The sequence below is a fragment of the Variovorax sp. V213 genome (assembly GCF_041154455.1).
In the GTDB taxonomy this organism is placed as follows: domain Bacteria; phylum Pseudomonadota; class Gammaproteobacteria; order Burkholderiales; family Burkholderiaceae_C; genus Variovorax.
The window spans coordinates 674,507-686,558 of sequence record NZ_AP028664.1; the positions used below are offsets into that span (position 1 = coordinate 674,507).

9 protein-coding genes and 1 pseudogene are annotated in these 12,052 nt (G+C 65.1%); 7 read left to right on the forward strand and 3 right to left on the reverse strand.

Annotated features, from left to right (window positions below; all coding sequences use genetic code 11):
- Nucleotides 1–340: 340 nt before the first annotated feature.
- Nucleotides 341–1,264: an SOS response-associated peptidase family protein gene (locus ACAM55_RS03260; RefSeq protein ID WP_369654646.1), complete on the reverse strand. Its 924-nt coding sequence runs from the start codon at nt 1,262–1,264 to the stop codon at nt 341–343.
- 168 nt (nt 1,265–1,432) lie between these two features.
- Between ACAM55_RS03260 and imuA the strand changes: the two genes are divergently transcribed.
- From imuA to ACAM55_RS03275, 3 genes are read left to right on the forward strand one after another with little or no spacing between them, the layout of a single operon-like run.
- Complete coding sequence (imuA, locus tag ACAM55_RS03265; protein ID WP_369654647.1) at nt 1,433–2,275, forward strand: translesion DNA synthesis-associated protein ImuA; 843 nt, start codon at nt 1,433–1,435, stop codon at nt 2,273–2,275.
- Complete coding sequence (locus ACAM55_RS03270; protein WP_369654648.1) at nt 2,217–3,554, forward strand: DNA polymerase Y family protein; 1,338 nt, start codon at nt 2,217–2,219, stop codon at nt 3,552–3,554. Before imuA ends, ACAM55_RS03270 begins: the two co-directional genes overlap by 59 nt.
- A 10-nt stretch (nt 3,555–3,564) precedes the next feature.
- Complete coding sequence (locus ACAM55_RS03275) at nt 3,565–6,687, forward strand: error-prone DNA polymerase (protein WP_369654649.1); 3,123 nt, start codon at nt 3,565–3,567, stop codon at nt 6,685–6,687.
- A gap of 160 nt (nt 6,688–6,847) precedes the next feature.
- Here ACAM55_RS03275 and ACAM55_RS03280 read toward each other — a convergent pair.
- Nucleotides 6,848–7,180: pseudogene (locus tag ACAM55_RS03280) on the reverse strand (hypothetical protein); the annotation flags it as partial.
- A gap of 934 nt (nt 7,181–8,114) precedes the next feature.
- Between ACAM55_RS03280 and ACAM55_RS03285 the strand changes: the two are divergent.
- The 3 genes from ACAM55_RS03285 to ACAM55_RS03295 all read left to right on the forward strand — a co-directional run bounded on the left by ACAM55_RS03285 (nt 8,115) and on the right by ACAM55_RS03295 (nt 9,615).
- Complete coding sequence (locus tag ACAM55_RS03285; RefSeq protein WP_369654650.1) at nt 8,115–8,411, forward strand: DUF433 domain-containing protein; 297 nt, start codon at nt 8,115–8,117, stop codon at nt 8,409–8,411.
- Nucleotides 8,412–8,431: 20 nt separating this feature from the next.
- Nucleotides 8,432–8,752, forward strand: coding sequence for a hypothetical protein (locus tag ACAM55_RS03290; protein ID WP_369654651.1), 321 nt, complete (start codon nt 8,432–8,434; stop codon nt 8,750–8,752).
- Between the two features lie 380 nt (nt 8,753–9,132).
- Nucleotides 9,133–9,615 (forward strand): GreA/GreB family elongation factor, encoded by a 483-nt coding sequence (locus ACAM55_RS03295; protein ID WP_369654652.1) that lies wholly within the window; start codon nt 9,133–9,135, stop codon nt 9,613–9,615.
- Between the two features lie 252 nt (nt 9,616–9,867).
- Here ACAM55_RS03295 and ACAM55_RS03300 read toward each other — a convergent pair whose 3' ends face one another.
- Nucleotides 9,868–10,569: a FadR/GntR family transcriptional regulator gene (locus tag ACAM55_RS03300; protein WP_369654653.1), complete on the reverse strand. Its 702-nt coding sequence runs from the start codon at nt 10,567–10,569 to the stop codon at nt 9,868–9,870.
- A 288-nt stretch (nt 10,570–10,857) separates the two neighbouring features.
- Between ACAM55_RS03300 and ACAM55_RS03305 the strand changes: the two genes are divergently transcribed.
- Nucleotides 10,858–11,973 (forward strand): extracellular solute-binding protein, encoded by a 1,116-nt coding sequence (locus ACAM55_RS03305; RefSeq protein WP_369656328.1) that lies wholly within the window; start codon nt 10,858–10,860, stop codon nt 11,971–11,973.
- Nucleotides 11,974–12,052: the final 79 nt, after the last annotated feature.

The window sequence follows — 12,052 nt, forward strand, 5'->3', positions numbered from 1 at the left end:
CGACGTCGATGGCCCGCGTCCGCCAAATGCCGCAAGCCCGGTTGCATCATGGGGCAGACAGCACGTGGATGTTTGACGACACCGAGAAGCGTTGCACTCGTGCCCACGCCAGCGCATTCCTAGCCGCAGCGCGCGTCTTGCGAGGGCATCAAACCGTCGATTGAAATCGACTAGACGTTGACTCCTTGACGCGCCGAGTTCCATCGACAGCTATGCGGCGCCAAATCTGGACGAGCGATCGTCTGTGATGGGCCCGGTCGCGACGTTCAGGCGTCGCGACCTTAGGACTGCAGTCAGTCAGTCTGAAGCAGCCATCGGCAAACGGTGGCTGCGCATGTCCTTATGCCGCCAGCCTGTGCTCGTAATACGGCCGCTCCCGGTCATCGAGGACCGCGTACGAGGCCTCAAGGTTCGCGCGATCGGGCCTTAGCCAAGTGTCGACGTTCTCCGGTTTGATGGGGATGATGCAGCGGTCGTGACCGGCGGCCGCGATCTCCTCCGGCGGTTCATCGGTGATCGCCGCGAACGAGAGCAGGTCCGGCTCGCCGGGCGCTGACCATTCCGACCACAGGCACGCGACCAGCATGTCCTGCTGCGGCCGCGGCCTGAACTCGAGCACCACATCCTCGCCATCCCGGTTCACGTGCTCGTAGAACGCATTGACGACCATGACCCCGTGTGACAAACCGAAGACGTCCTTCCAGAACCCCTCCAGGTTGTCGCGCCGGGCGTTGTAGGTGCCCGGATAGAGAGAGTCGTATTTCGCGGGCTTTCCGGCGGGGCGGCACTGATAGCGCATGGGCTTGACCACCCGCTGGCCGTCCTCCCAGATCATCACGGGGGCGTAGACGCCCGGAAAGATCCGCGCGTCGCGCGGCTCGAGCTCGACCCGCTTGAGATCCGCGAGCTTGCCGAGTCCCCATTCGACCTTCGCCGTGGCGATCCGTACTTCCTCCGTCGCCTTCTTCGTCGTCTTGACCTGGAGCTTCCGCTCGGCGTCGGCCAGACGCTTGCGCTGCGTGAAGAGGTCCTGTTCGAGCTTCGTGGCCTGCTCGGCATTGAAGGCGTCGATGAGGCCCTTGATCTCCTGCTCTTCGTCCGACTCCGGGTTCATGAACGCCGCGTCCACGGCCTTCGAGATCTTGATCCTGGGGTTGCACTGGCGCTCGTAATACAGCTTGGCGAACGCCCGAAGGGAGAGGACGCCGCCGAACAGGCGGAAGAACCGCTTGTAGTCCGCACGGATCTGGGCTGAGTAGCACATGCGTCACATTGTGGCGACGGTCGCAGCCCTGGCGGGCCGGGGTTTCATCCAGGCCGCCGCCGGTGCAAATTTTCATCAGGCGACACCGCTGACGGAAATTTGTAAACCTTCTTGCTCACCTCCACGACTGGAAGGATACTGTATGTCCATACAGCTATCGGAGTCCTCATGGCCGTCCCCCTGTCATGGGCCGATGGCGATGAAGCGCCCCCGGCCCCCCAGACTTCACCGCGTGCAACGCACGGGCGGCGCCCGCCGGTCGTGCTGCCGCACGCCATCGAATCGGCGATCTGGCGCGGGGATGCACTCGGCACGCCAGTCACTTCCGTCGTGAACACAGGGTTCGAACGCCTCGACGTCGAACTGCCGGGCGGCGGCTGGCCGTGCCAGTCGCTGACCGAAGTGCTGCAGGTCCAGCCCTCGGTGCTCGAATGGCGGCTGCTCGCGCCCGCCATGCGCACGCTCGTCGCGCTGGGCCGGCAGATCGTGGTGATCGGCCCGCCGAAGGCCCCGCATCTGCCGGGGCTGCATCACCTCGGCCTCGACGAGCGCCACCTGGTCTGGATCGCCGCTGACAAGCCGGTCGAGCGCCTGTGGGCGACCGAGCAGCTCATCAAGGCCAATGCCGCCGGCATGCTCGTCAGCTGGCTGCCGCAGGCCCGCCAGGAACAGATCCGGCGCCTACAGGTCTGCGCCCAGGGCTGCGACGGACCCGTCATCCTGTGCCGGCCAGCCGCCGCCGAGCACGAGGCCTCGGCCGCGCCGCTGCGGCTGCAGGCGCGCTTCGGCATCGACTGGGAACTGCGCATCCACCTGCTCAAGCGGAAGGGGCCGCCGCACGAGGGGGAACTGACACTCCCCTCGGTGCCCGGTGGCCTGGAGGCCATCCTGACGCCGCGTCTGCGCCACCCGAGCGGCCTGATCACGGCGCGCCAATCCCGGGAGGTTTCCCATGCTGTGGGCAGCTCTTCTTCCCGACAGCCTGCCGGACGACCCGCAGCCGCGCACTGAGGCGCTCGATGGCCTCGCGACGTGGTGTCTGCAGTTCACGCCGCGCGTCGCGGTCCTCGAAGCGCTTCTGCAGTGCCCGGCGGTCGTCATGGAACTCGAACAGAGCCTGCGCCTGTTCGGCGGCAAGCGCCGCCTGGTCGAGCGCGTGCGCGAGGAATGCCCCGATCTCGGCGTGCGGCAGCTGAGCTGGGCGCCGACGAGCCTGGCCGCGCTCGCGGTGGCCCGGGCCGGTCAGTCGAACGGCTTCGCCAAGCCGCTTGTCCAACTCCTCGACGCCCTGTCGATCGACACCTTGACGCAGGTCGCCGCCCACCAGGCAACGCTCGCCCGCCTGGGTTGCCGGACCTTGGGCCAGGTGCGCGCCTTGCCGCGCGGCGGCCTGAGCCGCCGCTTCGACGCGCAGCTGCTCGCGACCCTCGACCAGGCCTACGGGTTGCGCCCGGAGACCTACCCCTGGTCGCAGCTGCCGAAGACCTTCCATGCCAAGCTCGAGCTGATGGCGCGGGTCGAGCACGCGCCGGCCATGCTGTTCGGTGCCCGTCGCCTGATGTTGCAGATGGCCGGCTGGCTCATGGCCAGGCGGTCCGGCGTGACCGCGTTCACCTTGCGCTGGTGCCACGACGCAATGCGCGCCAGGAGCGCCGGCGACGGCGGCGAACTCACCGTCCGCACCGCGCAGGCCACGCGCGACTCGGAGCACCTGATGCGGCTGCTGGCCGAGCACCTGGGCAAGGTCGAGCTGCTGGCGCCCGTGGGCGACCTGGAACTGCTGGCGACCGAGGTGCAGCCGCTGGAGGAGAAGAGCCTCTCGATGCTGCCTGAGGCACGCCAATCGGGCGAGAGCCTGGCGCTGGTGCTCGAGCGCATCGCGGCACGGCTCGGTCCCGACCGCGTGCTGCGCCCGGTCATCCTAGAGGACCACCGCCTGGAGTGGATGTGCCGCTGGCGTCCGGCGCCCGAACCGGCGCCAAGGGGGCGGTGCCGCACGGTCGATGTGCCGCAGCCAACCTTCATCCTGCCCAAGCCGTTGCGCCTCGCGACCCAGCACAACCGGCCGATCTACCAGGGCGTGCTGCAGCTGCTTGCGGGTCCCCATCGCGTCGAGGGCGGATGGTGGGACCGCACGACGCTGGAAGGCGGCGGCGGACAGGAGACCACGCGCCAGAGCGCCCGCGACTACTGGGTGGCCGTGAGCGAGCATGCCGGCGTGCTGTGGATCTTCCAGATGCGCCTGGCTCAGGACGAGACGGCGTGGTTCCTGCACGGCACCTTCGCCTGAGAGACCTCCCATGGACCTGCCCGACTACGTCGAGCTGCGGTGCGTGAGCAATTTCAGCTTCCTGCGCGGCGCGAGCCAGCCGGACGAGCTTGTCGAGCGCGCGAAGCAGCTGGGCTACACCGCGCTGGCCCTCACCGACGAGTGCAGCCTGGCGGGGGTCGTGCGCGCGCACGTGGCGGCGGAGGACCATGGCCTGAAGCTGTTGATCGGCAGCCAGTTCCTCGTCGAGCCCGATGAACAGGTCGGCCCCGAGGCCGCACCTTTCACGCTCACCGTGCTGGCCTGCCATCTGGAGGGCTACGGCAATCTCTCGGCGTTCATCACCAAGCTGCGCCGCAGCTCGGAGAAGGGAAGCTACAAACTGACGCTCGCGCAGATCCACGGCGCCGAACTCGCCGGTTGCGTGGTGCTGGCCTCGCCCAGGCGCATGGCCACGCCGGCGCAGCTGGGCTGGCTCGGAACCTGGTTGCTGCGCGAGTTCCTCGGGCGCTGCTGGTTCGCCGTGGAGAAGCTGCGCCTGCTCGACGACGAGATGTGGCTGCATCGCCTGAGCGAGATCAGCGCGGCCACGGAGATTCCGCTGGTGGCCGCAGGCGACGTGCATTTCCATGTCCGTTCGCGCAAGCCACTGCAGGACGTGATGACCGCGACGCGCCTGGGCAAGCCCTTGACCGACTGCGGCCTTGAACTGCAGCCCAACGCGGAGCGGCATCTGCGCACCCGGCTACGGCTCGCGCAGACCTATGCGCCCGAGCTGCTGGCGGAAACGCTCAAGGTGGCGGCGCGCTGCAGCTTCAATCTCGACGAGCTGCGCTACCAGTACCCCGACGAGGTCGTCCCCGAGGGCGAGACGCCGGCCGGGTATCTGCGCCGCATCACCTACGAGGGGGCCGGCCGCCGCTGGCCCGATGGCATTCCCGCCAAGGTCCAGGCGCAGATCGAGCACGAGCTCGCGCTGATCGCCGAGCTGAAGTACGAGCACTACTTCCTCACCGTGGCCGACATCGTGATGTTCGCGCGCTCGCGCCACATCCTCTGCCAGGGGCGCGGCAGCGCCGCGAACAGCGTGGTCTGCTATTGCACGGGCGTCACCGAGGTCGACCCGGCCCGGATGAGCGTGCTGTTCGAGCGCTTCATCTCGAAGGAGCGCAACGAGCCGCCGGACATCGACATCGACTTCGAACACGAGCGGCGCGAGGAAGTGCTGCAGTACCTCTATGCGAAGTACGGGCGCGACCGCGCCGCCATCACCGGCGTCGTGATCAGCTACCGGCCAAAGAGCGCGATCCGCGACGTGGGCAAGGCGCTGGGGATGTCGCTGGAGACGGTGGACGCCCTCGCCAAGGGGCACCAGTGGTGGGACGGGGGCGCGGTGCGGCCGGAGCGGCTGCAGGAGGTCGGCCTGTCTGCGGATTCACTGCAGGTGCAGCAATTGCTGCACCTGACCGAGCAGCTGATCGGGTTTCCGCGGCACCTGAGCCAGCACACGGGCGGCTTTGTGCTCACCAAGGGGCCGCTGTGCCGAATGGTGCCGATCGAGAACGCCTCGATGTCCGATCGCACCGTAATCGAGTGGGACAAGGACGACCTCGACGCGCTCGGACTGCTGAAGGTGGACTGCCTTGCGCTCGGCATGCTGACCGCGATCCGCAAGGCGCTGGATTTCATCGGGCTGCGTAAGGGCTGCGTGTTCGGCATGCAGGACATCCCGGCGGAGGACGGCACCACCTACGACATGATCTGCAAGGCCGACACCATCGGCGTGTTCCAGATCGAGAGCCGCGCGCAGATGAGCATGCTGCCGCGCCTGAAGCCACGCTGCTTCTACGACCTGGTCATCGAGGTCGCCATCGTGCGGCCGGGGCCGATCCAGGGCGGCATGGTGCATCCGTACCTGAACCGGCGCCAAGGCCGGGAGCCGGTGGTCTACCCGAGCGAGGCATTGAAGGAAGCGCTGGGCCGGTCCCTGGGCGTGCCGGTATTCCAGGAGCAGGTCATGCAGATCTCCATCCTGGCGGCCGGTTTCACCCCAGGCGAGGCCGACGGCCTGCGGCGGTCCATGGCGGCGTGGAAGCGTAAGGGCGGCCTGGAGCACTACTATTCGAAGATCGTGGACGGCATGACCGCGCGCGGCTACGAGGAGAGTTTTGCGAAAGCCATCTTCGAGCAGATCAAGGGGTTCAGCGAATACGGCTTTCCGGAGAGTCATGCCGCCTCGTTCGCCCTGCTGGTCTATGCGAGCTGCTGGATCAAGTGCCATCACCCGGCGGAGTTCTTGGCGGCCATGCTGAACTCGCAGCCGCTCGGGTTCTATTCGCCGTCGCAACTCGTGCAGGATGCGCGGCGTCATGGCGTCGAGGTGCGGCCCGTCGATGTGATGTACAGCGACGTGGACTGCACCCTGGAAGACCTGGCGCACGAGCCGGCCGTGCGGCTCGGGCTGCGCATGATCGGCGGGCTCCAGTCGGCCTCGGCCAGCCGCATCGTCGAGGCCCGCGTGCAGCAGGTGTTCGACAGCACGGAGGACCTGGCGCTGCGCGCGCAGCTGGAACTGCATGAGATGAAGCTGCTGGCCGCGGCCGATGCGCTGATGAGCCTGTCGGGGCACCGGCGCCAGCAGGTCTGGGAAGCGGCCGGGCTGCGCGCGGCGCCTGCGCTATTGCGGGACGCGCCAGTCGACGAGGCATTGCTGGCACTCGATGCCGCGCCCGAGGGCGAGGAGATCGTGTTCGACTACGCCTCGACAGGGCTGACCTTGCGCCGGCATCCGCTCGCCTTGCTGCGCGAGCGCCTGGCGCTTCGCGGCCTGATGACTGCGCGGAACCTCGACGAGATCGAGAATGGGGAACATGTGAGCCACTGCGGTATCGTGACGTTGCGCCAGCAGCCGGAGACGGCGAAGGGCACGATCTTCGTGACGTTGGAAGACGAGACGGGCGTGGTCCAGGTGATCGTGTGGAAGAGCCTCAGGGACGTGCAGCGCCAGGAACTGCTGGGCGCTCGACTCATGGTCGTGCACGGCAGGTGGCAGCGCGAGGGGACAGTGAAGAACCTGATCGCGACGCGCCTGGAAGATCTGACGCCTTTGCTGGGTCGGTTGGCTGCTGCCACCGTGAGCCGGGATTTTCGATAGAGGACTAGCTGCTGAACGCTCATCTACGTAGGCGTCTGACTGCTGCCTGGACTCCGAGCCCTTGCTGCTGCAAGCCGACCTTGGCCCGGCGAGCCAGCTTCACCGACCTGGCGAACCCCGGCTCCCGCATCCGCTCACTGCGACGGACATCTGCAGCCAGTCACTTCGGCCCCTGCACCAATGAACCCGCTCCCAAGGCGGTTCGGCCCAGGGTCCGGAGATACTGTCGGGCGACCACGGTCATGTCGGCCATCAATTCTTCCTTGCGTTTCCTAAGCTGCTCGCGCATTGCGACCAGGTCGAGTCCGCGCGCGGCGCGCGCCTTGGGGAACATCTCCGTGCGTTCTTCCTTGACATGGTGGTCGATGTATTCGCCCAGGACCTTCACCTTGGCGTCAAACATCTCGTCGATCTCGGTGGCCTCCTGAATCTGGACGATCAGGTCCTTCGCGCTCGCATGCTCCACCTCGGCCTCGTCGAGCAGGTCTTTTTCGTTTCAGGACGACAACAAGCCGTTCACGAGCAGTGGGAGTGGTGGACCGCGAAGGCGAGCGCGAATCGCAAGTCAGCGGCTGGTCTCTCGTTCCCGCGCTGTCCTGGCAAGCCGACTGTTGCACATTGAGCCACGCCGTCGCGAGCGCGTGGTAGGCCTTGCGGGATCTGACCTGTGACGGCCGGTGAGCCGCGCCGAACAGCACGCGCCGTGTCACGGGGCTGGCGAACTGGAACGCGTTTGCAGAAGGGCAATCGCCCTCACGCCCTCAAAAGACCCCGAATACCTTCAACAAGATAATGACGCCAATGGGCACGCCGCATACCCAAAGGATGATGCTTTTCATGTGACTTCCTCGGTGGTGGGTATGCGGTCACAGTAGCCAGCGTCACCTCGGCGGCAGAAGGAAAAAAGCCGTCCTTGCAGTAGGAAAAAGTCCGCGCCAGTGATCGCCGACCGCCTTCGCAGAAGTTGGACAGGCCTACAAAGTCGTCGCGTTCATGCAGGCCACCGGGTACCGGATAGACTGTGCGCGATGGCTCAACCCACCCTGCTGGATACCGGCGTCTACTCCCTCGGACAGGCAGCTCGTCTAATCCGCGCGGAGACGCGCGCCGTTCGCCGTTGGATGTGCGGGTACCGCCGCAAGCACGGAGACGGCCACCGGCATTCGGAGCCTCTCTGGAAGACGCAACTCGACGGTGCCGACCTTTAGGAGCCGGCGATCGGCTTTCGCGATCTGATGGAGCTTCGACTCGTCCGTGCGTTCACCGAGGCCGGCGTCAGCCTCACGTAATCAAGGCGACGATCGAGGCTGCCCAGGAGACGCTCCACACGGACCTACCCGTTAACCTCGCGTCGGTTCCTTACTGACGGTCGAAAAATTTACGAGTCGGCGGTCAGCCACGCGACCGGCGACGAGACCCTGGTTGACGTGCGCGCGCATCAGATCGCTTTCACGAATGTGATCAAGCCGTCGCTCTATACGGGAATCGATTACGACGGGAACATCGCACGCATGTGGCGCCCGTCCGACGGCAAGGGGATCGCCCTGGATCCTTCGCGCCAGTTCGGCACGCCAATCGTCGCCGAGGTTGGAGTGCCGACCGATACGCTATACGAGGCCTTCCTCGCAGAGGGCAAGAACTCGAAAGCTGTCGCACGTCAGTACGAGATCAGCCCTAAGCACGTCGCAGCGGCAGTGCGCTTCGAGGAACGGCTACGGGCCTGAAATTCTTCTTCGACGCGAATATGTCGCCGCTGCTGGCACGCGGCGTGAAGGTGCTTTCCGAAGCCGAAGCCGAAGCCGAAGCCGAAGCCGAAGACGTCGACGAGGTTGTTCCGCGAAGCGCGACGGACACTCACTGGATCGGTGAGTTGTCGAAGACGGGCCGCTGGTGCATCGTCTCGACCGATGGGTTCAAAAAGCAGCATCGGGCGGAGAGCGAAGCCCTCCGGCGCGACGGCCACCTTGTTTTCGTGCTCGCGCCTGAATGGAGCGGCCAGCCTTACTGGTCGAAGACCGCGCAGCTCGTGACGTGGTGGCCCCAGATCCTCAGGCCGCCAGGCTAGTCAAAGATGGCATCTTTTCGGTCCCGTTCAAACATAGGACGGGCGCTGCGTTCAAGCAGATCAAGATGTAGGCCTTCAAGGGAAAACCTTGAACCGAAGCCGGCCACAATGGCGGCCATGAAGAAGCGGCTTGAGCCAAGCCCGCAGTACCTCGGGCACCACACGGGTGTCGAGAGTGCCGACGTCGACCATCTGCTCGCCGAGATACCTCCAAGCGAAGACGGAGAGGACGTCTGAGCCCTTGGATGACCGGTTTGGAGAAAACCGTATAGCCGCCCATAGCTGAAGTTAACCTGCAGCCAACATAAGCGTCGAGGGGTTCTGGAGCCCTTCATATTCAAAACCTACCCCCCGCTTGCTCGAGATGCCGACCTTTCGTCATGGATAAATTCTTGCTGCAACAGCAGGTGCTGGAACGGCTCGCTGAAGACCTGCTGCAAGCCGAGCAGGCAGTGCGGGCGGCCCATGAAACGGCGACTCACGAAGAGAACATCGCCGAAAACAAATACGACACATTGGGACTCGAAGCCGCCTACCTGACCACCGGCCAAGCTCGGCGCGCCGAAGCGATCCGCCAGGCGATGGCCAATTGGCGCCAATTCCGCCCGCGTCCCTACGACGCCAGCAAAGGTATACAGCTCGGCGCACTGGTCTGCCTAGCCGATTCCGACGACAAGCAGCAACAGCTTTTCCTCGGTCCGAATGGGGGCAGCATGAAGTTGGTCAGCGGCGCTCAGCTCGTTCAGGTCATCAGCAGCGAAGCACCTTTGGGCAGGGCCATGCTGGGCAAATGCGAGGGTGATGAGGTGTCAATACAGGTGGCTCTAACCCGACGGCAGTTTGAGGTGCTGCGGGTTCATTAAGCCGCAAGCAAGTTCACGCCGAATTGGCCGAGGTCAGCAGACGTTCAGGCGTCGTGAACGTACCGGCTGGCTGGCAAGGTCAGCAGGCCGTTGAAACCGGCCACTGGGTCCGAGATGACACTGGCGCATGAATGACCGCTGCATGGCCAAGACCGTGAACTCAGGGGGCCGACATCACCGGCAGCAATCGCTGCATAGCTGCCGCGCGGGTAGGGATGGAGCAAACCTTGAGGGCGGCCAGGCCGTCGCGCTCTACCGCAATTTCGCTGCGTCGAAGATCCGTCGCTTGGCGTTGAGGATATGGAGCCGTGTTGCCTCGGCGGCGTCGGCCGGGGATCGCTTCTCGATGGAGTCGAGGATCTGCTGGTGCTCCATCTGGACCAGCCGGACACGCTCGACGGTCATCTTCGATCGCACGCTGCGCGCTAGTTCCATGAATTGCCTGATGGGCGCGACACTCGTTTCGACGGCGGCCACGAAGAACTGGTTGTGCGAGGCCCTCGCGATCGCCCTGTGGAAGCGGACGTCGTCTTCGACGCCTTTGCTTCCACCCTCCATGGCCAGGGTCTGCGCTTCCAGGCAGGCTCTGATGGTCGTCAGGTCGTCGGCAGTGCGAAACTCCGCTGCAGCGGCCGCCGCCCCCGATTCAACAACTGTGCGGTAGGCGTAATACCGCTCGATGTCCGAATAGTTCCTGATGGGGGGCATGCTCGATGCCGGTGTACCGGGGGCGCGCACAACCTGGCTGCCGGAGCCGCGGCGGGACTCGATGATCCCGTCCGATCGCAGCCTCGACAGTGCCTCCCGGACGGTCGGCCGCGAGACCCCGAATTGCGAGGCCAGTTCGCTTTCCGTCGGCAGCTTTTTCGAGTCGACGTAGTCCCCGCGCAGGATGGCTTCGACCATCCGGGCGTAGATCTGGTCGGGCAGGGTGCCGCCATTGACGTCTAGCAAGTGTTCCGCCATCGAACCGATACCCGGGAATCTTTGTCAGACAACTATAACAAATCTTCCAAACTTGACGAGAGCAGCGAGTGGCTCTCCCGCAGCACCCTTGCTCTTCCCGAGGTGGGCGCGTGTCCGCACGCTCAGCGAAAACCCGAATGACAACTCGGAAGTTGTCTTACAAGATCTCGCCTGCCAAGGCCATCCATTAGGAGATTCCGAATGCGCCAAGTTTCCCTCTCGCGGCATCGCCACGCCATCATTGCGGCCGTTCTCGGGGCGGCGAGCTGTGCCGGCATGGGCCTGGTCCAGGCGCAGGAACTGCCAAAGTCGCCGGTGGTGATCAACGTGATCGACGCCGCCGGCAACCTGGCGCTGACGCAGGGGGCGTTTGAGGCCTACCAGGCGCAGAACCCCAAGCTGGTCTCCAAGTTCACTTTCACCAAGGCGCCCGCCCCCGAGATCCCGGCCAAGATCAAGGCGATGCAGAACGCGGGCCGCAGTGACATCGACATGATCATTGTTGGCACCGATGCGCTCGCCGCCGGTCTCGAGATGAACCTGTGGGTCAAGTTGTTCCCCGACTACGCGGCCAAGTTCCCCAAGCTGCAGGAGAACTACCTTCCCAACGCCTACAAGATGCAAGCGCTGGCGAAGGACCACGGCCTGGCCATCGTCTTCATGCCTGCCGGCCCGCTGGTCGAGTTCAACCCCGACAAGGTCAAGACGCCGCCGACGACGCCCCAGGAACTGCTGGCCTGGTGCAAGGCCAATCCCAACAAGCTGATCTATGCACGGCCCGCCAATTCCGGTCCGGGGCGCACCTTCTTGATGGGGCTGCCCTATCTGCTGGGAGACAAGAACCCTGCCGACCCGATCAACGGTTGGGACAAGACCTGGGCCTACTTGAAGGACCTTGACGCCTGCATCGAGTACTACCCGACGGGAACCGCAGCCGTGATGAAGGAACTGGGCGAAGGCTCGCGCGACATGACGCTGACGGTGACGGGTTGGGACATCAACCCCAGGGCGCTGGGCATCGTGCCGAAGAACTTTCAGGTGCTGCCCTTCAAGGGCATGACGTGGGTCAACGATGCGCACTACATCGTGATTCCCAAGGGCGTCCCGCCGGAGAAGCAAGCGGTGGTTCTCGACCTGATGGCTTTCCTGCTCAAGCCGCAGCAGCAGGCGATGACCTATGACAAGGGCTACTTCTATCCGGGCCCGGCGGTCAAGGACGTGCCGCTGTCGCTGGCACCCAAGGACAGCCAGGACGTGATCAAGGAGTTCGGACGGTCTGACTACGACAAGTGGCTGGCCCAGTTCCCTCATGCCATGCCGCTCGAGACCAAGGCCATGGTCGATGCATTCCGCCGCTGGGACCAGGACATCGGCACCCGCAAGACCAAGTGATTCGCGGCACGCACTGCGCGCCCGACCGATGCTGCAAGCGCCCATGTGGGCGCTTGCAGGCTGCTTCTTTTCCAGGATT